This is a genomic window from Enterobacteriaceae endosymbiont of Plateumaris braccata (assembly GCF_012563325.1).
GTDB lineage: Bacteria > Pseudomonadota > Gammaproteobacteria > Enterobacterales > Enterobacteriaceae.
In genome coordinates this window covers 368509-388462 of the sequence record NZ_CP046232.1, presented here as the reverse complement: position 1 = coordinate 388462, position 19954 = coordinate 368509, and the positions used below count along the sequence as shown (strand labels likewise).

The 19954-nt window shown below is 23.4% G+C and carries 20 protein-coding genes, 4 tRNA genes, 2 rRNA genes and 1 other RNA gene; 15 read left to right on the top strand and 12 right to left on the bottom strand.

Annotated elements, in window-relative coordinates; all coding sequences use genetic code 11:
- The first annotated feature begins 20 nt into the window (after positions 1-20).
- The 6 genes from GJT80_RS01895 to GJT80_RS01870 all read left to right on the top strand — a co-directional run bounded on the left by GJT80_RS01895 (position 21) and on the right by GJT80_RS01870 (position 3631).
- Positions 21-2950: ribosomal RNA gene (locus GJT80_RS01895) — 23S ribosomal RNA — on the top strand.
- A 54-nt stretch (positions 2951-3004) separates the two neighbouring features.
- Positions 3005-3120: ribosomal RNA gene (gene rrf, locus GJT80_RS01890) — 5S ribosomal RNA — on the top strand.
- A gap of 100 nt (positions 3121-3220) precedes the next feature.
- A tRNA-Thr gene (locus GJT80_RS01885) sits at positions 3221-3294 on the top strand.
- 59 nt (positions 3295-3353) lie between these two features.
- Positions 3354-3436, top strand: a tRNA-Tyr gene (locus tag GJT80_RS01880).
- Between the two features lie 5 nt (positions 3437-3441).
- Positions 3442-3512: transfer RNA gene (locus tag GJT80_RS01875), tRNA-Gly, on the top strand.
- A 46-nt stretch (positions 3513-3558) separates the two neighbouring features.
- A tRNA-Thr gene (locus GJT80_RS01870) sits at positions 3559-3631 on the top strand.
- Between the two features lie 46 nt (positions 3632-3677).
- Here the strand turns inward: GJT80_RS01870 and metF are convergent.
- The gene (gene metF, locus GJT80_RS01865; protein ID WP_168867687.1) at positions 3678-4595 is read right to left on the bottom strand and encodes a methylenetetrahydrofolate reductase; all 918 of its coding nucleotides are present in this window, start codon (positions 4593-4595) and stop codon (positions 3678-3680) included.
- Between the two features lie 207 nt (positions 4596-4802).
- Here metF and crp point away from each other — a divergent pair, with 207 nt between their 5' ends.
- A complete protein-coding gene (gene crp / locus GJT80_RS01860; RefSeq protein WP_168867686.1) occupies positions 4803-5435 on the top strand; it encodes a cAMP-activated global transcriptional regulator CRP in 633 nt (210 codons plus the stop codon).
- 23 nt (positions 5436-5458) lie between these two features.
- Here the strand turns inward: crp and trpS are convergent, their stop codons facing one another.
- The 4 genes from trpS to aroK are packed head-to-tail and all read right to left on the bottom strand — an operon-like array spanning position 5459 to position 8922.
- On the bottom strand, positions 5459-6478 hold the full coding sequence (gene trpS / locus GJT80_RS01855) for a tryptophan--tRNA ligase (RefSeq protein ID WP_168867685.1): 1020 nt from the start codon (positions 6476-6478) through the stop codon (positions 5459-5461).
- A gap of 56 nt (positions 6479-6534) precedes the next feature.
- Positions 6535-7209 (bottom strand): ribulose-phosphate 3-epimerase, encoded by a 675-nt coding sequence (gene rpe, locus GJT80_RS01850; RefSeq protein WP_168867684.1) that lies wholly within the window; start codon positions 7207-7209, stop codon positions 6535-6537.
- Between the two features lie 52 nt (positions 7210-7261).
- The gene (gene aroB, locus GJT80_RS01845; protein ID WP_425482263.1) at positions 7262-8359 is read right to left on the bottom strand and encodes a 3-dehydroquinate synthase; all 1098 of its coding nucleotides are present in this window, start codon (positions 8357-8359) and stop codon (positions 7262-7264) included.
- Between the two features lie 38 nt (positions 8360-8397).
- A complete protein-coding gene (gene aroK, locus GJT80_RS01840; RefSeq protein ID WP_168867682.1) occupies positions 8398-8922 on the bottom strand; it encodes a shikimate kinase AroK in 525 nt (174 codons plus the stop codon).
- Positions 8923-9203: 281 nt separating this feature from the next.
- Between aroK and GJT80_RS01835 the strand changes: the two genes are divergently transcribed.
- Positions 9204-10073, top strand: a complete 870-nt coding sequence (locus GJT80_RS01835; protein ID WP_168867681.1) for a transglycosylase domain-containing protein — start codon at positions 9204-9206, stop codon at positions 10071-10073.
- A gap of 48 nt (positions 10074-10121) precedes the next feature.
- On the opposite strand, the gene htpG is transcribed toward GJT80_RS01835, so the two are convergent.
- The 6 genes from htpG to rpsF all read right to left on the bottom strand — a co-directional run bounded on the left by htpG (position 10122) and on the right by rpsF (position 14762).
- Positions 10122-12023, bottom strand: a complete 1902-nt coding sequence (gene htpG / locus GJT80_RS01830; protein WP_168867817.1) for a molecular chaperone HtpG — start codon at positions 12021-12023, stop codon at positions 10122-10124.
- Positions 12024-12251: 228 nt separating this feature from the next.
- Positions 12252-13361, bottom strand: a complete 1110-nt coding sequence (gene dnaX / locus GJT80_RS01825) for a DNA polymerase III subunit gamma/tau (protein ID WP_168867680.1) — start codon at positions 13359-13361, stop codon at positions 12252-12254.
- A 41-nt stretch (positions 13362-13402) separates the two neighbouring features.
- An RNA gene (ffs, locus tag GJT80_RS01820) (signal recognition particle sRNA small type) lies at positions 13403-13500 on the bottom strand.
- 51 nt (positions 13501-13551) lie between these two features.
- The gene (gene rplI / locus GJT80_RS01815) at positions 13552-14010 is read right to left on the bottom strand and encodes a 50S ribosomal protein L9 (RefSeq protein WP_168867679.1); all 459 of its coding nucleotides are present in this window, start codon (positions 14008-14010) and stop codon (positions 13552-13554) included.
- 74 nt (positions 14011-14084) lie between these two features.
- Positions 14085-14312, bottom strand: coding sequence for a 30S ribosomal protein S18 (rpsR, locus tag GJT80_RS01810; protein ID WP_168867678.1), 228 nt, complete (start codon positions 14310-14312; stop codon positions 14085-14087).
- An 81-nt stretch (positions 14313-14393) separates the two neighbouring features.
- Complete coding sequence (rpsF, locus tag GJT80_RS01805; protein ID WP_168867677.1) at positions 14394-14762, bottom strand: 30S ribosomal protein S6; 369 nt, start codon at positions 14760-14762, stop codon at positions 14394-14396.
- A gap of 131 nt (positions 14763-14893) precedes the next feature.
- On the opposite strand from rpsF, the gene ung reads away from it, so the two are divergent.
- Positions 14894-15571, top strand: a complete 678-nt coding sequence (gene ung / locus GJT80_RS01800) for a uracil-DNA glycosylase (RefSeq protein ID WP_211080443.1) — start codon at positions 14894-14896, stop codon at positions 15569-15571.
- A gap of 8 nt (positions 15572-15579) precedes the next feature.
- Here the strand turns inward: ung and GJT80_RS01795 are convergent, their stop codons facing one another.
- Positions 15580-16101 carry a phospholipase D-like domain-containing protein gene (locus tag GJT80_RS01795; RefSeq protein WP_168867676.1) on the bottom strand — a complete coding sequence of 174 codons (522 nt, stop codon included), beginning with the start codon at positions 16099-16101 and terminating at the stop codon, positions 15580-15582.
- A 121-nt stretch (positions 16102-16222) separates the two neighbouring features.
- Between GJT80_RS01795 and asd the strand changes: the two genes are divergently transcribed.
- The 6 genes from asd to rpsL all read left to right on the top strand — a co-directional run bounded on the left by asd (position 16223) and on the right by rpsL (position 19936).
- Positions 16223-17329: an aspartate-semialdehyde dehydrogenase gene (gene asd / locus GJT80_RS01790; protein WP_168867675.1), complete on the top strand. Its 1107-nt coding sequence runs from the start codon at positions 16223-16225 to the stop codon at positions 17327-17329.
- A gap of 156 nt (positions 17330-17485) precedes the next feature.
- A complete protein-coding gene (gene fkpA, locus GJT80_RS01785; protein ID WP_168867674.1) occupies positions 17486-18346 on the top strand; it encodes an FKBP-type peptidyl-prolyl cis-trans isomerase in 861 nt (286 codons plus the stop codon).
- Between the two features lie 61 nt (positions 18347-18407).
- Positions 18408-18797 (top strand): sulfurtransferase complex subunit TusD, encoded by a 390-nt coding sequence (gene tusD / locus GJT80_RS01780; RefSeq protein WP_168867673.1) that lies wholly within the window; start codon positions 18408-18410, stop codon positions 18795-18797.
- Complete coding sequence (tusC, locus tag GJT80_RS01775; RefSeq protein WP_168867672.1) at positions 18797-19165, top strand: sulfurtransferase complex subunit TusC; 369 nt, start codon at positions 18797-18799, stop codon at positions 19163-19165. The genes tusD and tusC overlap by 1 nt, the downstream gene beginning before the upstream one ends.
- A gap of 16 nt (positions 19166-19181) precedes the next feature.
- A complete protein-coding gene (gene tusB, locus GJT80_RS01770; RefSeq protein ID WP_168867671.1) occupies positions 19182-19481 on the top strand; it encodes a sulfurtransferase complex subunit TusB in 300 nt (99 codons plus the stop codon).
- An 83-nt stretch (positions 19482-19564) separates the two neighbouring features.
- Complete coding sequence (gene rpsL / locus GJT80_RS01765) at positions 19565-19936, top strand: 30S ribosomal protein S12 (protein ID WP_168867670.1); 372 nt, start codon at positions 19565-19567, stop codon at positions 19934-19936.
- Positions 19937-19954 lie beyond the last annotated feature (18 nt).

Genomic DNA, 19954 nt, shown 5'->3' with positions numbered 1-19954 from the left:
AAACGATTGTGGTGTTGTAAGGTTAAGTAAATAAGCGTATATGGTGGATGCCTTGGCAGTCAGAGGCGATGAAGGACGTACTAATCTGCGAAAAGCATCGATAAGCTGATTTGAAGCGTTATTAGTCGATGATATCCGAATGGGGTAACCCAATACATATTTTATGTATTATCGTTGTTTGAATTCATAGAATAACGAAGCAAACCAGGAGAACTGAAACATCTAAGTAACCTGAGGAAAAGAAATCAACTGAGATTTTCTTAGTAGCGGCGAGCGAAAAGGAAAAAGCCCAGAGACTTAATCAATTATTATATTAATAAAAATGTCTGGAAAGATATACGAAACAGGGTGATAGTCCCGTATATTAAAATATATTAATTGTGATCTCAAAGAGTAGAACGGGACACGTGGTATCTTGTTTGAATATAGGGGGATCATCCTCTAAGGCTAAATACTACTGACTGACCGATAGTGAACTAGTACCGTGAGGGAAAGGTGAAAAGAACCCCGGTTAGGGGAGTGAAATAGAACCTGAAACCATATACGTACAAGCAGTAGGAGCATTTATTATTTGAAAATGTGACTGCGTACCTTTTGTATAATGGGTCAGCGAGTTATATTTTGTAGCAAGGTTAACTGTATAAGGGAGCCGTAGGGAAACCGAGTCTTAAAAGGGCGTTAAGTTGCAAGGTATAGACCCGAAACCCGGTGATCTAGCCATGAGCAGGTTGAAGGTTAGGTAATACTAACTGGAGGACCGAACCGACTAATGTTGAAAAATTAGCGGATGACTTGTGGTTAGGGGTGAAAGGCCAATCAAACCGGGAGATAGCTGGTTCTCCCCGAAAGCTATTTAGGTAGCGCCTCGTGTTATTCATATTCGGGGGTAGAGCTCTGTTTCGGTTAGGGAGTCATCCAGACTTACCAATCCGATGCAAACTTCAAATACCGAATAATGTTATCACGGGAGACACACAGCGGGTGCTAACGTCCGTTGTGAAAAGGGAAACAACCCAGATCGCCAGCTAAGGTCCCTAAGTTATAATTAAGTGGGAAACGATGTGGAAAAGCATAAACAGCCAGGATGTTGGCTTAGAAGCAGCCATCATTTAAAGAAAGCGTAATAGCTCACTGGTCTAGTTTTTCTGCGCGGAAGATGTAACGGGGCTAAATTATACACCGAAGCTGCGACAATAAATTTTATATTTATTGGGTAGGGGAGCGTTCTGTAAGTCGTTGAAGATAAATTGTAAAGTTTATTGGAGATATCAGAAGTGCGAATGCTGACATGAGTAACGATAAAATAGGTGAAAAACCTATTCGCCGAAAGACTAAGGTTTCCTGTCCAACGGTAATCGAGGCAGGGTAAGTCGACACCTAAGATGAGGCTGAAAAGCGTAGTCGATGGAAAACAGGTTAATATTCCTGTACTCAATGTTATTGCGAAGGGGGGACGAAGAAGGTTAGATTATCCAAGTGATGGTTATCTTGGTTTAAACGTGTAGATGAATTATCTAGGAAAATCCGGATAGTTAATACAAAACATTAAGGCGTGATGACGAAGTACTTTATTTTACTGAAGTAATTAATACCATACTTACAAGAAAATCCTCTAAGCTCTAGATAACATAGAATCGTACTCCAAACCGACACAGGTAGTCAGGTAGAGAATACTAAGGCGCTTGAGAGAACTCGGGTGAAGGAACTAGGCAAAATAGTGCCGTAACTTCGGAAGAAGGCACACTGATTGTAAGTAATAAAATTTACTTTTAAAGCTGAAATCAGTCTAAGATAACAGCTGACTGCAACTGTTTATTAAAAACACAGCACTGTGCAAACACGAAAGTGGACGTATACGGTGTGACGCCTGCCCGGTGCCGGAAGGTTAATTGATGAAGTTATCGTTTTACGAAAAGCTTTTGATCGAAGCCCCGGTAAACGGCGGCCGTAACTATAACGGTCCTAAGGTAGCGAAATTCCTTGTCGGGTAAGTTCCGACCTGCACGAATGGCGTAATGATGGTCAGACTGTCTCCACCCGAGACTCAGTGAAATTGAAATCGCTGTGAAGATGCAGTGTACCCGCGGCAAGACGGAAAGACCCCGTGAACCTTTACTATAGCTTGATATTGAATATTAATGTATAGGATAGGTGGGAGACTATGAAATATTAACGCTAGTTAATATTGAGTCAACCTTGAAATACCACCCTTTAACATTTACTATTCTAACCTAGGTCCGTTATCCGGATCAGGAACAGTGTCTGGTGGGTAGTTTGACTGGGGCGGTCTCCTCCTAAAGAGTAACGGAGGAGCACTAAGGTCAGCTAATCACGGTCGGAAATCGTGAGGTTAGTGCAAAGGCATAAGCTGGCTTAACTGTAAGAATGACGGTTCGAACAGATGCGAAAGCAGGTCTTAGTGATCCGGTGGTTCTATATGACAGGGCCATCGCTCAACGGATAAAAGGTACTCCGGGGATAACAGGCTAATACCGCCCAAGAGTTCATATCGACGGCGGTGTTTGGCACCTCGATGTCGGCTCATCACATCCTGGGGCTGAAGTAGGTCCCAAGGGTATGGCTGTTCGCCATTTAAAGTGGTACGCGAGCTGGGTTTAGAACGTCGTGAGACAGTTCGGTCCCTATCTGTCGTGGGCGTTGGAAGATTGAAAGGAGTTGCTCCTAGTACGAGAGGACCGGAGTGAACGCATCTCTGGTGTTCGGGTTATCATGCCAATGGTATTGCCCGGTAGCTAAATGCGGAAAAGATAAGTGCTGAAAGCATCTAAGCGCGAAACTTACCTTAAGATTATTCTTCCCAGGATATATTTGTTATTTAGATATATCCCTAAAGGGACGTTAAAGACTATAACGTTGATAGGCTGAATGTGTAAGCATAGTAATATGTTGAGCTAATCAGTACTAATAATCACCCGTGAGTCTTAACCTTACAACACCAGAATCGTTTTAAATATTATAATTATTTATTATTAATAATTTTAATCCTGGTATCAATAACGCAATGGTACCACCTGAATCCATTCCGAACTCAGAAGTGAAACATTGTAGTGCCGATGGTAGTATGAGATTTACTCATGTGAGAGTAGGAAAATACCAGGGTTAATTAATATTTTATTTGATTTCATTTAATTTAATTTAATTAATATTTAATATTATATTAATTTTATACTTAATAAAAAATAATAGACATAAAACAAATGCCGGCTTAGCTCAAAATGGTAGAGCAACTGACTTGTAATCAGTAGGTTACCAGTTCAATTCCGGTAGCCGGCATTTGTTTTATGTCTAAAATATTATTACTAATTTTCTCATTTTTAAAATGTAATTATAATGGTGAGATACCCAAGTGGTTAACGGGAGCAGACTGTAAATCTGTCGTCATAAGACTTCGAAGGTTCGAATCCTTCTCTCACCAAAAATGCAGGCATCGTATAATGGTATTATCTTAGCCTTCCAAGCTAATGATGCGGGTTCAATTCCCGCTGCTTGCTAATGATTATTAAAAAAAATTAATTACTAATAATTTAGTAATAATTTGCTGATATAGCTCAGTAGGTAGAGCACACTCTTGGTAAGGGTGAGGTCCTCAGTTCAATTCTGAGTATCAGCAAATATTTTTAATGTAATTTACAATTTTTTATAAAATAAATTTTTAGTTAAGTTTTATTAAAAACATTTTCATTAGGTTTAATACCCAAATAAAGACAAATTGCATAAATTATTTCTGATTTATTTAAAGTGTAAAAATGAAAATGATTTACACCTTCTTTTTTGAGTTTTCTTATCATTTCTATAGCAATAAAACTCCCTAATAATTTACATATTTTCTCATCTTGTTTATTTAAACTTTGAAACATTTTATTTATAAAATTCGGTATTTTAATATTTGTAATTTTTATCATTTTTTTTAATTGAATAAAATTATTAATAGGTAAAATTCCAGGTATAATTTCTATATTTATACCTTGAGATATACATTTATCACGGAAAATAAGGTAAGTTTCTATATTAAAAAAAAACTGTGTAATAGCTCTTGTAGCACCAGCATCTATTTTACGTTTTAAATTAATTAAATCCTCTTTAGCATTTTTAGATTCTGGATGTATTTCAGGATATGCTGCTACTGTAATATTAAAATTTGCTATTTGTTTTAAAAAATACACTAAATCAGAAGCATATATCAAAGAATTAATATTTTTATTAATATTTATTATATCTCCTCTTAATGCAATAACATGTTTTATTCCATTTTTCCAATATTTTTTTGCTAAATTATATAATTCATTACTTTTTACATTAATACATGTTATATGAGGAGCTAATTCTATATTAGTATATTTTTGAATTTTCTTTACGATACTATAAGTCTTATTATAAGAATTACTAGTATTTCTGTATGTTATAGAAATAAATTTTGGTCTAAATTTTATTAAAATTTTAATGAAATTCCAAAATTTAGATTCTATTTCACAATCAGCAGGAGGAAAAATTTCAAACGATATATTACATTTACTAAATGATTTACTAAAAAATTTATCTATATATTCTTTTTGTTCTGTATCAAAAGATTTCATATTGAAATTCCGAATTATATTTTTATTAATAAAACATTATAAATTATATATTTTATAATATTTTTATAAATTATATATTTAGTTATAAATAGTATTTATATACTATATATTTTTTTTAATATTTGTTATATTAATAATATATTCTATTATATCTTTATTAAAGATAATAAAATTGTAATTAAATATATAAATTATAAAGGATAATTAATGGTAGTTTTAAAACCACAAAAAGATCCTACTTTAGAATGGTTTCTTTCATATTGTCATATTAATAAATATTCAGCTAAAACTATTTTAATAAATAAAGGTGATATAGCAAATAATTTATATTATATATTAAATGGTAGTGTTGTAGTTTTAATTAAAAATAATAAAGGAAAAGAAATTATTCTTAGTTATTTAAATAAAGGTGATTTTGTAGGAGAATTAGGAATTTTTCTTCATAATCATAAACGTACTGCATGGGTAAAATTAAAAACAGATTGTGAATTAGCAGAAATATCTTATAAAAATTTTTATAATTTAATTAAAATTAATTATAATATTATTATGAAAATTTCTACTCAAATAGCTTACAGATTACAAATTACATCAAAAAAAGTCAGTAATTTAGCTTTTTTAGATGTAAGTGATAGAATAGTAAAAACATTATTAAATTTAGCTAAAAGTCCTGATGCAATTACTCATCCTCATGGTATGCAAATCAAAATTACTAGACAAGAAATTGGTAAAATAGTTGGTTGTTCAAGAGAGACAGTAGGACGTATATTTAAAAATCTTAAAGATCAAAATATAATTTATGCTCATGGAAAAACAATTGTTGTTTATGGCACTCGTTAAAATTTATACTATTAAAATATATATTATAAAATTTTTTTATTATATAGTCCAATAATATTATTAATATTATTTAATGTAATTTTTGCTTTTTTTTGAGCTTTATGAGATCCATTAATAATAATATTATTTAATAGTTTTTTATTTTCTCTATATTTAGAGTATTTTTTTTGAAATTTATTTAAAAATATATATAAGTTATCTATTACAGATTTTTTTAAATCATTATAAATTTTTCCTTTAAATTCTTTTTCTAAATTTTGAATAGAAACATTAGTAATATTCGATAATATGCTAAGTAAATTAGAAATACCTGGTTTATTAGTTTTATCATAAATAATATTAGGAGGAATATCAGAATCAGTAACAGCATTATTAATTTTTTTTCTAATTATATCAATTTTATCAAATAAATTAATAACATTATTAGAATTTGAATCAGATTTAGACATTTTTTTCAAAGGATTTAATAATGACATTATACATGATCCTTTATTAGGATTAATAATTTTTTCTGGTATTGTAAATATATTTCCATAAATAGAATTAAATCTTATAGCTATTTTTCTAGCCATTTCAATATGTTGAATTTGATCTTTTCCTACTGGTATTTTATCTGCTTGATATAATAAAATATCAGCTGCCATTAATATAGGATAATTAAATAACCCAATATTGATATTTTTATTTTTAAATAATAACATTTTCTCTTTAAATTGAATCATTCTTTTTAATTCACCAAAATAGGTAAAACAATTTAATATCCAACTTAATTGTGTATGTTGAGGAACATGAGATTGTATAAAAATAATATTTTTATTTGGATCAATATCACATGCTAAAAAAATAGCTAATGTATCTAAAATATTTTTATTTAAAATATTTGGTTTTTGGTATATAGTTAAAGAATGTAAATCTGCAATACAATAAATACAGAAATATTTTTTTTGAATTTCATTCCATTGTTTCAATGCGCCTATATAATTTCCAATTGTTAAATTACCTGTAGGTTGAATAGCACTAAATACTGTTGGTTTAGTTAACATATAATATTGTTCTTTTAAAGTTAAAAGATAATTAAAATATTAATTTTAAATATATACTATATTATATTGTTTAATTTTATTTTAATTTGTTTAATTACTTCTTTATAAGATAATATATTTTTAAATATAGTGGAACCTAATACTAATACATTAGCTCCAGAACTTATTATTTTACTTATATTTTGTATATTCACACCTCCATCAACTGAAAGCAATATATTTTTTTGTTTCTGATCAATTATTTTTCTTGCTTTAATAATTTTATTAAAAATTTTCGGAATAAATTTTTGTCCTTCAAATCCAGGATTTACTGACATAATTAATATTATATCTAATTTATCTATTATATAATCTAAATAATCTAATGAGGTAGAAGGATTAAAAGCTAATCCTGCTTTACAACCATATTCTTTTATTAAAGAAATACTACGATCAATATGATATGAACATTCTGGATGAAAAGTAATATAATCAGCTCCAGCTTGAGCACAAGAAATAATTAAATTATCAACTGGTTTTGTCATTAAATGTACATCAATAAGATTTGTAATACCGCAATCTCTTAGTGATTTTAGTACTAATGGTCCTATAGTTAAATTAGGGACATAATGGTTATCCATAATATCGAAATGTATTATATCTACTCCAGCTATAATAACATCATTAATTTCTTTTCCTAAATAAGAAAAATTAGCTGATAAAATAGATGCAGCAAGAAAATACTTATTCATTTTTGTATATTTATAGATATAATCATAATTATAATATATATTAAATCAAATTTTAATTTATTAAATTTGTAGATTGTTTAACTGAGTCAGAAATAATATTTTTATTAATATTGTTACTTATTATTACTTTTCCTATCTTTATAGGTATAACTAAATGAATTTTATTATTATGAACTTTCTTATCTAAAAACATATATTTTAAATATTTTTTTGTATTCATAAATTTAGGATTTTGAAATGGTAAATTACATTTTTTTAATAAATTTATTATTCTCAACGTATCATATTTATTAAATAAGTTCAATTTTTCTGCAGTTATACATGACATAATCATACCAACTGATATTGCTTCTCCATGTGTCCATGTACCATCATAATTTATTTCTGACTCTATTGCATGTCCATAAGTGTGTCCTAAATTTAATAAAACTCTTTGATTTTTTTCATTTTCATCTTCAGAAATAATTTTTGATTTAAATGTACAACATTTATAAATACAATAATTTATAGATTGTTTATCTAAATTTAATAATTTATTAATATTTTTTTCTAACCAATGAAAAAAAATATTATCAAATATAATACTATATTTAATAACTTCTGCCATTCCAGAAGAAAATTCTCTTTTCGATAATGTATTTAAATAATTTAAATTAATTATAACAGAATTAGGTTGATAAAAACTTCCTATCATATTTTTACCTAAATTATGATTAACACCAGTTTTACCACCTATAGAAGCATCTACTTGAGATAATAAAGTAGTTGGAATATGTATTAATTTTACTCCTCGTTGATAACTAGATGCTGCAAAACCAGTTATATCACTAATTACACCACCACCTAAAGAAATTAATGTAGTATCTCTACTATGTAATTTTTTTAATAGAGTTGAATAAATAATATTCATTGTTGTTAATGTTTTATATTTTTCACCATCTGGTAAAATAATATAATCTACTTTTATACCAATATTTTTTAATGTATTAAATATTTTTTTAAAATAAAGAGTAAATATTTTTTGGTTAGTAATAATCATTGTTTGATCACCATATTTAAAACTACTAAATAAATATGGCGTATCAAATAAATCAAAACCTATTGTAATAGAATAATTATGTTTTTTTGTTTTTACTAAAATAGTATCTATCATACTAATTCTAATTCCTTAAGATATTCATTTGAATATTAATTTTTTTCTAATAAGTTAATAAGTTGATTGGTAACAATTTTAGCATTTTGTTTATCTGTTTTAATAATAATATCAGCTATTTCCTTATATAAAGGATTTCTTTTTTTAGCTAAATTCTGTAAAATTTCTATAGCAGGTTTATTTTGATTATTTAATAAAGGTCGTTTTTTATCTCTTTGAGTACGAATTAGTTGTTTTTCTATAGTAGTTTTTAAATAAACAACTATTCCTCTAGATGATAAATATTTACGTGTTTCTTTAGAAGTTACAGAACCTCCACCTGTAGCTAAAACAATTCCTTTTTTAATAGTAATTTCATTAATAATTTTTCTTTCACGTTTTCTAAATCCTGATTCTCCTTCTACATCAAAAACCCAATTTATATCAGCTCCAGTACGACGTTCAATTTCTTCATCAGAATCAAAAAATTCCATATTTAATTGATTAGCTAATTGACGCCCAATTGTACTTTTTCCTGCTCCCATAGGACCTATTAAAAATATATTTCTTTTTTCTGCCATTTTCTTATTAGTACTAATAATTTAAATTATTGTTAATAAATTTTTGAATATATATATTATATATATAATTTTAATATTACTTTTTGCAAATTTTTATATTTTATAATAAATTTATAATTTAACTTAAAGTTAAATCATAAATTTAATTTTTTCAATAGTAAATAATTTATTTAATATTTTTTTATTATATAAATAACTATTTAAATAAAAATATATATTTATTATAAATTAAATTTATCATATATTATTAATTATATATTTCATAATAGTTTAAATATTAAATGAAATTTAAAAAAATTTTTTCTAGAAAATATTCTTTAATGGTAATAACAATATTTATTACTATCTATTCATATTTTTTTTTAAATCAAATTATAAATAATTTATCAGATATAAGAAATATAAAAAAAATGCAAGTAAAATCACCTGTTAATATTACTCATGAAAATAAAATATTAATAACAAATTCTAATATAGATTATTTTAATTATATTTCAATAGATAATGTACCAAAAATAATTATACAAGCTTTTCTTATTATTGAAGATAATAAATTTTATAGTCATAACGGATTTGATATAAAAGCTATTTTTAGAGCATTCATGAATTTAATTATATCAGGACATATAACACAAGGTGGTAGTACCATCACTCAACAATTAGCACGTAATTTTTTTCTTACTCCTAAAAAAAGTTTTATAAGAAAAATAAAAGAAATATTATTAGCTATAAAAATAGAACAATATTTATCTAAAAAAGATATTCTTGAATTATATTTAAATAAAACTTATTTAGGACAAAATACTTATGGAATAGTTGAAGCATCTAGAATATATTTTCATAAAACATTAGATCAATTAACATTAAGTGAAATAGCTATTTTAGCAGGATTACCTAAAAATCCATCTGTTTATAATCCTATAGCATCTGTAGAAAAAACAAAAAAAAGAAGAAATATAGTCTTAAAAAGAATGTTATATAAAAATGTAATTACAAAAAAAGAATATAATAAAGCAATAAATACACCTATTATAAATAATGATTTAAATCAAAAAAAAAAAATTAACTTTAAAAAAATAATTAAAATAATATTATATAATAATGGTAAATTAAAAATTAAAATAAAAAATATAAATTTTATTTATAGATAAGATTTATATCTTAAAAACTATTTTAAAATCTTATCTATAAAAATTTTTTTAAATTTTATCTGTTGATAAAAAATAATTTATTCTATTTATAAACGTATTAGGATTTTCTAACGTACCTTTTTCTGCGAAAATAGCTTCTTCTAATAATAAATTAATAAATTCTAAAAAATATTTTTCATCTTTTATATTCATTGCTTTTTTAATTAAAATATGATTTGAATTTAATTCAAAATTATATTTTATTTCTGGAGTTTGTTGTCCTGCTGCAGCAAATAATTTAGCCATTTGTGTACTCATTTCATTAGTATCCGTAGTAACAATAGCAGGAGTATTAAATAAACGATTTGTAAAATATACTTTTTTAACTTTACTTCCTAATATATTTTCAACTTTTTTTATAAAATTATTTAATTCTTTTTTATTTACATCATTGTCTATATTATCTTCTTTTTTAATAAAATCATTTAATGATTCATCTTTTTTACTAATTAATTGTAGAGATTTTCCTTTAAAATCAGTTATATAACTCATCATCCATTCATCAATATGATCAGTTAATAAAAGTACTTCAATTTTTTTATTAGAAAAAAATTCTAAATGAGGACTACTTTTTGCTGCAAGATAATTATCAGCAGTTAAAAAATATATTTTTTTTTGCCCTTTAATCATTCGTTTAATATATGATTCTAATGATATATTCTGTATAGAATTATTATTATAAGTTGAAGCAAAACGTAATAATTCAATTATTCTATCTTTATTATTTAAATCTTCTGCTGGACCTTCTTTCAAAATTAATCCAAATTTTTGCCATAAATCATTATATAAATCTTCTTTTTGTGAGATCTTTGTTAAAATATTTAATACTTTTTTAGTTAACATATTTTTCATATTATGAATAATATTATTATCTTGTAAAATTTCTCTAGAAATATTTAAGGGTAAATCATTAGAATCTACTAAACCTTTAATAAATCTTAAATATTTTGGTAAAAGTTGTTCAGCATCATCCATAATAAAAACTCTTTGTACATATAATTTAATACCATTTTTATAATCACGATTTCTAACGTCCCATGGAATATTGAAAGGAATATATAATAAACTAGTATAGTCCTGTTTTCCTTCAACATGATTATGAGTCCATGCAATAGGATCAGTTGTATCATGAGTTAACTGTTTATAAAATTCTTTATATTCAGAATCACTGATTTCTGATTTATTACGTAACCATATTGCTTGTGCTTTATTTATTTGTTCCCAAATATATTGTTTATTTTTTTCATCATAAGTTTGAATTTCTATTGGTAAAGATATATGATCAGAATACTTACTAATAATATTTTTAATACGCCATATATCAAGAAATTCATTATTATTTTCACGTATATGTAAAGTAATTTCAGTTCCTCGAGATTTTTTATAAATATTTGTAATATTATAATTATTTTCTCCGGTAGATTCCCAAAAAACCCCTTTATCATATGCTATTCCAGCCGCTCTAGTTTTTACTGATACTTTATTTGCTACTATAAAAGAAGAATAAAATCCAACACCAAATTGTCCTATAAACTGTGTGGTTTGTTTATTTTCTTTTGATTTTTTAGAAGAAATATTTAAAGATTCGATAAAAGATTTTGTTCCTGATTTAGCAATTGTACCTAAGTTTTCAATTACTTCATCACGAGTCATACCAATTCCATTATCATTAATAATAATTAATCTTTCTTTTTTATTTATAGATATTTGTACTTTTAATTTATTATCATTTTCATATAAATTAGTATTAGATAATGCTTTAAATTTTAATTTGTCTGCTGCATCAGAGGCATTTGATATTAATTCTCGTAAAAAAATTTCTTTATTAGAATAAAGAGAATTTATCATTAAATGTAAAAGTTGTTTAACTTCAGATTCAAAATTTCGAGTTTCTTGTACTTTCATTATAATAGTTTTCCTTATAAATAAAATTCAATTATGATTTTTTATATATATTAATAAAATATTAATTTTATAATAAATTTTTCAAATTATTATTTTAAATATAATATATTAAGAACAAATAGACTATTAAATTATATTTTTATAAAATAAAAATATAATTTTGAAAAGAACAAAATCATATTTATTATAAATTTATAAATTATAAAAATAATTTTATTAAATATTATTTTTTTATTAAATTTTAACTTTATTAAAATTAAATATTAATTTAAGAATAATAACTTCAAATCCAATTTTATTATTAGGATTTAAATTTAAATTTTTTCTTCCTATAATAAATGTTTTATATATAAATCTTATTTCTTCTAAAGAAAAACTTTTTAAAATAATATTTAAATATTTTTTATTATTTTTATAAAAATTATTATATTCATTATTAATTTTATTTGTAGAATTAATAATTTTAATTTTCAATAATTCATGCAATAAAAATAATATTTCTATAATAATATTATCCCAATTAACATTAAAAGATGCAATTTGTTCAATAATTTCTAATGTTAAATTAATATTTTTTTCTTTTAAGCTTTTAATTAATAAAAATAAATATTTTTTTTCAATTAAACCTAACATTAAATAAATGTTTTTAAGTGTTAATTCACCCATAGAAATTAATTGATCTGTTAAACTTAAAGCATCTCTCATACTTCCATCAGCAGCATTTGATAATATATCTAATATTTTTTTATCATAATTTAATTTTTCTATATGTAAAATATATTTTAATTTTTGAGAGATTTCTTTATTTGTTATTAATTTTAGATGAAATTGTAAACATCGGGATATAATAGTAATGGGTATCTTTTGTAATTCTGTTGTCACAAATATAAATTTTACATATAGAGGTGGTTCTTCTATTATTTTTAATAAAGCATTAAAGCTATGTTTTGATAACATATGAAATTCATCAAAAATATATATTTTATAACGACCTCTTATAGGTTTGTATTGAATATTATCTATTATATCTCTAATTTCTTCTACTTTTGTTTTAGATGCAGAATCTAATTCTATTAAATCTAAAAAAGAATTATTTTTTATATCTTTACAATTTATACATAATCCGCAAGGATTATCTGTAATACCATTTAAACAACTTAAACCCATAGCAAACAATCTAGCTATAGTAGTTTTACCTACACCTCTACTACCAGAAAATATCCATGCAGGATGGACATTTTTTTTAAATAAACTATATTTAATAGCTTTAACTATGTGATCTTGTCCTATAATATCGCAAAATTTTTGCGGTCTCCATTTTCTTGCTAATGCGTAATAAGTCATTAAGTTTAAATTTTAATTTTATTATGATTAAATTAAATTGAATGACGTAACTATTTTTTACACATATTATCTTTGTTACGGCTGCTTCCTTCCAGACCTGACCGGGTTTACAAAAATAATATTGTTTTAATAGTCACGCCATTATGTTGAAATATATACTAAAATAAAAATAATATTTAGTCAATAAAAGTTATTTTGAAAAATTAATAATTTGAATATTTTTTTTTATTATTATTTTTGGATGAAATTTAAAATGTATTTCGTGATTACCTAATGTTTTTAATGCTCCTTTTGGTAAAACAATTTCTTTTTTTAAAATATTAAATCCTATATTTTTAATTTCTTTTAAAATATTATTTCTACCTACAGATCCAAATAATTTATTATCTTTACTAGATCTAGATTTAATTATGATTTTATCTATTATTTTTATAAATTGTTTTGATCTTAGTTTTGCTTTATTAAAAATATCTAATAATTCTATTTTTAATTCAGTAATTTGTTTTTTTAATAAATTAATATTTTCTTCTGTAGCTATTATACCTTTATTTTTTGGAATAAGAAAATTTCGTGCATATCCAGGTTTAACATTAACTATTTCAGATTTTTTACCTAATCCTACAACTTGATCCAATAAAATTATTTTCACTATATACCTCAATACATAATAAATAATACTTATTATTAATACTAATAATTCATTTATTAAATACTAATTTTTAATCATTTATGATGATCAGTATAAGGGATGAGTGATAGATATCTTGCTAGTTTTATTGCTCTAGTTAATTGACGTTGATATCTAGCTTTAGTACCAGTTATTCTACTAGGAACAATTTTTCCACTTTCAGTAATAAAATTTTTCAATAAATTAATATCTTTATAATCAATTTCTTTAATTCCTTCAGATGTAAAACGACAAAATTTACGACGACGAAAATAACGTATCATTATAACTCCTAATATATAAAATATGATTATTTGATTAATTAATTAATAAAATTATTTAAAATTTAAAATAATAAAAATTTTTTATATAGTTTTTATAATATCACTACTTTTTTGTTCTGTATTATGTTCATCTTTTAATTTTAAAATAGGTGATATAGATTTAATTTCTTTTTTGGTTTTAATTACTATATATCTTATAATGGATTCATTAAGATAAAAATCTTTTTCTAAATTATTAATATAATTATTATTAATCATTATATTCATTAAAATATAATGTGCTTTATGTAATTTATTAATAGGATATGATAATTGTCTTCTTCCCCAATTTTCTAATCTAGTAATAATTCCTTTATTTTGATTAATAATATTTTTATAATATTTTAAAATTTTTTCAATTTGATCACTTTGATCTGGATGTATAATTAATATTATTTCATAATATCTCATGTTATGCTCTTTAAAAATAAATGGTTTTTAAGAAATATTTTAAAAACAAAATACTAATTTTTTTTAAAAATGATATATTAATATAATATATTAATAAATAATTATAAATAATTTTATTAACTTTCATAGTAATGAAAAAAAATATTAATTGGACTAATTTATTAAATAAGGAAAAACAGAAATTTTATTTTAAAAAATTAATAAATAAAATTAATACTGATATTATTTCTGGTAAAATTATTTATCCAAAGAAACAAAATATATTTTATGTTTTTAAAGTTACTAATTTTAAAAATTTAAAGGTAGTTATATTAGGTCAAGATCCTTATCATGAAAAAAATCAAGCTAATGGTTTAGCTTTTTCTGTAATGCCTAATATAAAAATTCCTGCTTCATTGAAAAATATTTATAAATCATTGAAATTTGATATTCCAAATTTTAAAATTCCAAAACATGGATATTTATTAAATTGGGCTAAACAAGGTGTAATGTTATTAAATACCGTATTAACAGTAGAAAAAGGATTAGCTAATTCTCATAATAATATTGGATGGGAAAAATTTACTAATAATGTCATTAATATTATTAGTAATAATTCTAAAAATATAGTATTTTTATTATGGGGTAAAAAAGCAAAAAAAAAAATAAAGTTTATTAATAATAAAAAACACTATATTTTATACACATCACACCCCTCACCTTATTCTGCACATAAAGGTTTTTTATATTGTAAACATTTTTCTAAAACAAATAAATATCTTATTGATCATAAATACGATCCCATTGATTGGAATTTAAATTTTATATAAATTAATAATTATTTAATTTTAATTATACTTTCTTTCCATAATTTGAAAAATTGTTTTTTATATATCTTAGCTATCTTTTTAGAATTATAAATTATAATTATATTTTCTGCATTACGTTTTATTGCGTTAGCCGAATAATTTAAAGATCCTGTTTCAATAGTAGATCCATCTATAATAATAAATTTATTATGCATAATAGCATAATGATTATTCATTCTAATATGAATATTTTTAGTTTTATTTTTTAAAAAATTTATTGCAGTATAACGATTCATATTATTTTTAGCATCAACCATTATATAAATTTTTATACCTTTATGACTTGCATTTAATAATGCTAAAGCTAAATTTTTATTAGTGAATGTATAAGCTGCTACTAATATTTCTTTCTTAGCATGTTCAATAAGCTTAATTATGATTGGTAAAGTTTTTGGATTAGGAGTAAATAATACATCGATTCGAGTTGCAACAGCTACATCAATTTTTAATAAAATTAAAATTAATAAAATTATAATTTTTTTTGTATTCATTTTATATTATTTTTTAATATTTTAAATAAAATTATTTATAATATATTATATATATAAAAATCATTTAATATCATAATATATAAATAATGTCAATTAATAAAAATTATAAGGTTTATTAACAATGAAAAATGTAGGATTTATAGGATGGAGAGGTATTGTTGGATCTGTTTTATTAGAAAGAATGATAAAAAAAAAAGATTTCAACTTTATTAATGCAATATTTTTTACTACTTCACAATACGGTAAAACAATTCCTTTTAATATAAAAAATAAATGTAAAATTTTACAGGATGCTTATAATATTGAAATATTATCATCTTTAGATATAATTTTATCATGTCAAGGTAGTGCATATACAAATAAAATATATTCTAAATTACGTTTGATAGGTTGGAATGGTTATTGGATAGATGCTTCATCATATTTAAGAACTTCTAAAAGTTCTGTAATTGTATTAGATCCTGTAAATTTAAATATTATAAAAAAAAAAATAGATATGGGTATTAAAACTTTTGTAGGAGGTAATTGTACTGTTAGTTTAATGTTAATGGCACTAGGAGGATTATTTGTAAATAATTTAATTGAATGGTTATTTGTTTCAACATATCAAGCTGCATCAGGTGCAGGTTCAAATTTTATGAAAGAACTTTTATTACAGATGAAATTTATATCTAACATATCAAATATTGAAGAAAGTTTCAAAAATATATTAAACATTGAAAAAAAAATTTCTAAAAACATGACAAAAGATAATTTTCCTAAACAATATTTTTCTGTGCCATTAGCTGGAAGTTTAATTCCATGGATAGATAAAAAAATGCATAATGGACAAACAAAAGAAGAATGGAAAGGTCAATTTGAAACTAATAAAATTTTAAATACAGAAAAAATTATTCCTATAGATGGTATTTGCGTTCGTATTGGAGCTTTAAGATCTCATAGTCAATCTTTTACTATAAAACTTAAACAAAACTTATCTTTAGATAATGTTAAAGATATTATACAAACTCATAATAAATGGGTTAAAGTTATATCTAATGATATTAATAGTACTGTAAATAATTTAACTCCTATTGCAGTAAGTGGTAGACTAGATGTACCTATTGGAAGAATTAAAAAACTCAATATAGACAAAAATTGTTTTTCAGCATTTTCTGTAGGTGATCAATTACTTTGGGGTGCAGCTGAACCTTTAAGAAGAATATTAAAATTATTAGTTAATTATTAAATTTTTTAAAAATTTTTTATTTATATATTTATTATTAATAAAACTAGTTACAATATAAAAATATTTCTTTTATATATTCACTAAATTTTTAAAATAGTTTATACTTATAAAATTAGGTAATTTATTTAATAAATTTTAAATATTTTTGGAGAACAAATGAAATTTTTTACTAAAAAAATATCAATGTTTGTTATGTTGGTTATTTTGGCTATAAGTTTAAATTCATCAGAAGCATCAATATCTAAAAATATTAGATGGTGGAATAATGATTCTAATAAGCATTTTGATTACAGACAAGAAAAAATTGTTAAAGAAAAAGAATTTAATTCAATAAATATTAAAAAACAAAGTTTGTTTCGAAATAAAACAGAACAAAATTCTTATGCATTAGGTGTTACAATAGGAAAATATTTAAATCATTCCTTTCAAGAACAAGAAAAAATTAATATTCTATTAAATAGAAAATTTATTATTCAAGGAATTATTGATTGTATAAATAATAAAGTTAAGATATCAAATAAAGAATTAAATAAAATTATTACGTTATTTGAATTAGAAATACAAAATGCTACAACTAGTAGAATTCGAAAAGAATCAATAAAAAATGATATTGCAGGAAAAAAATATATTGCAAGATTTTTAAAAGAAAAAAATGTTAAAAGAAGTAAAACAGGATTATTGTATCAAATACAAAAATTAGGATATGGAAAACAAATATTAAACAAAAATAGTAATGTTATTGTAGTAGTGAATTATAAAGGAAAATTAGTTGATGGCACTATATTTGACAATTCATATGTTAGAAAAATGCCATTATATATAAATTTTCAACAAATTATTCCGGGTTGGAAAGAAGCACTTCAATACATTAGAAAAGGTGGAAAAATTAAAATAGTTATACCTCCAAAGTTAGGATATGGATATAATTTAATTCCAGGAATTCCTGCAAATTCTACTTTAATATTTGAAATTGAATTATTAGATATTAAAGAATCTTTTCTTAAGAGAAATAAATAGAATTTAATTATTTATATTAATTTTATTAAATAATTTTTTATATTAATATTTTAGGAAAAATATGACTTTTTCATTATTAATAATGGGATCACCTTATAGTACGCAAAATGCATATTCAGCATATTTTTTTACAAATGCAGTTATTAAAGAAAAACATTATGTAAAAGATATTTTTTTTTATCGAAATGGTGTTTATAATGCTAATAAATATATTAATTTAGATAATTATAAGATAAATTTAGTTAAGTGTTGGAAATATTTAAGTAATAAATATCATATAAATTTATATATTTGTATTTCTTCTGCACTAAAAAGAGGAATAATTTTAGATAAAAATCAAATATCAAATAATCAATTAATTAATAATTTAATAGAAAGTGAATTTCAAATAACAAGTTTAAGTATTTTAGCTAAATCTGTATTAACTTGTGATCGATTTATACAATTTTAATGAATAAAGTAGCTTTTATTTTTTCTAAATCTCCATATGGAAATAGTTCTGGTCAAGAAGGATTAGATGCTATAATTTCTATATCCTCATTTAGTGAGGATATAGCATTATTTTTTACAGGAGATGGTATTTTTCAGATAATATCTAATCAAAAACCAAAAAAAATATTATTTCCTAATCACAGTATTAGTTTTAATATGTTAAGTATTTGTAATATAAATAATTATTTTATTTGTTACGATTCTTTAAATATTTTAGGTTTAAATGATTGTAACAAAAAAAATTTTTGGACAGTACCTATTAAAATTATTAATTCTTTATGTTGGAAAAAAAAACTAAAAAAATATAATGTAATATTACATTTTTAAACTATAAAGTTAATATATGTTATATACCTTATTTAATTCACCATCATCTTGTAATTTTTCTTTACTTTTAAATTATTTAAGTAAAAATGATGATTTAATTTTAATTCAAAATGGTGTTTTGGCAGGATTACATAATAGTATTTTCATGAAAAAAATAATTAAAATTAAAAATAAAATTCCATTTAATGTTTTTGGTATAAAAAATGATATAGAATCAAGAGGATTATTAAAAATCATATCTAAAAAAGTAATACATATAGAATATAAAGATTTTGTATATTTATCAATAAAAAATAAACAACAAATATTTTGGTAATTATAAATTATTATTTATAAATAAAAAATTTAATTTGTGTTAAAATTATTTGCTTATAATAATTTTATTTAGGAAATAAAAGAATGGCTACAGTAAATCAATTAGTTCGAAGAAAACGAACTCATAAAATTACTAAAAGTAATGTTCCTGCTTTAAATTCGTGTCCTCAAAAAAGAGGAGTATGTATTAAAGTTTATACAACTACACCTAAAAAACCAAATTCAGCATTAAGAAAAGTTTGTAGAGTTCGTTTAACTAATGGTTTTGAAGTTACTTCTTATATACCAGGAGAAGGACATAATTTACAAGAACATTCTGTAGTATTAATTCGTGGAGGTAGAGTGAAAGACTTACCAGGTGTTAGGTATCATACAATTAGAGGAGCATTGGATTGTTCTGGTGTAAAAGAAAGAAAAAAAGGAAGATCCAAATATGGTGTAAAAAAACCTAAATAATATTAATATGGAGTATTA

What these genes read in the sequence shown, in the direction of transcription:
- metF (WP_168867687.1), bottom strand. Translation starts at nt 4,595, where the DNA reads ATGAAATCTTTTGATACAGAACAAAAAGAATATATAGATAAATTTTTT.
- crp (WP_168867686.1), top strand. Translation starts at nt 4,803, where the DNA reads ATGGTAGTTTTAAAACCACAAAAAGATCCTACTTTAGAATGGTTTCTT.
- trpS (WP_168867685.1), bottom strand. Translation starts at nt 6,478, where the DNA reads ATGTTAACTAAACCAACAGTATTTAGTGCTATTCAACCTACAGGTAAT.
- rpe (WP_168867684.1), bottom strand. Translation starts at nt 7,209, where the DNA reads ATGAATAAGTATTTTCTTGCTGCATCTATTTTATCAGCTAATTTTTCT.
- aroK (WP_168867682.1), bottom strand. Translation starts at nt 8,922, where the DNA reads ATGGCAGAAAAAAGAAATATATTTTTAATAGGTCCTATGGGAGCAGGA.
- GJT80_RS01835 (WP_168867681.1), top strand. Translation starts at nt 9,204, where the DNA reads ATGAAATTTAAAAAAATTTTTTCTAGAAAATATTCTTTAATGGTAATA.
- dnaX (WP_168867680.1), bottom strand. Translation starts at nt 13,361, where the DNA reads ATGACTTATTACGCATTAGCAAGAAAATGGAGACCGCAAAAATTTTGC.
- rpsR (WP_168867678.1), bottom strand. Translation starts at nt 14,312, where the DNA reads ATGATACGTTATTTTCGTCGTCGTAAATTTTGTCGTTTTACATCTGAA.
- rpsF (WP_168867677.1), bottom strand. Translation starts at nt 14,762, where the DNA reads ATGAGATATTATGAAATAATATTAATTATACATCCAGATCAAAGTGAT.
- ung (WP_211080443.1), top strand. Translation starts at nt 14,894, where the DNA reads ATGAAAAAAAATATTAATTGGACTAATTTATTAAATAAGGAAAAACAG.
- GJT80_RS01795 (WP_168867676.1), bottom strand. Translation starts at nt 16,101, where the DNA reads ATGAATACAAAAAAAATTATAATTTTATTAATTTTAATTTTATTAAAA.
- asd (WP_168867675.1), top strand. Translation starts at nt 16,223, where the DNA reads ATGAAAAATGTAGGATTTATAGGATGGAGAGGTATTGTTGGATCTGTT.
- fkpA (WP_168867674.1), top strand. Translation starts at nt 17,486, where the DNA reads ATGAAATTTTTTACTAAAAAAATATCAATGTTTGTTATGTTGGTTATT.
- tusD (WP_168867673.1), top strand. Translation starts at nt 18,408, where the DNA reads ATGACTTTTTCATTATTAATAATGGGATCACCTTATAGTACGCAAAAT.
- tusC (WP_168867672.1), top strand. Translation starts at nt 18,797, where the DNA reads ATGAATAAAGTAGCTTTTATTTTTTCTAAATCTCCATATGGAAATAGT.
- tusB (WP_168867671.1), top strand. Translation starts at nt 19,182, where the DNA reads ATGTTATATACCTTATTTAATTCACCATCATCTTGTAATTTTTCTTTA.
- rpsL (WP_168867670.1), top strand. Translation starts at nt 19,565, where the DNA reads ATGGCTACAGTAAATCAATTAGTTCGAAGAAAACGAACTCATAAAATT.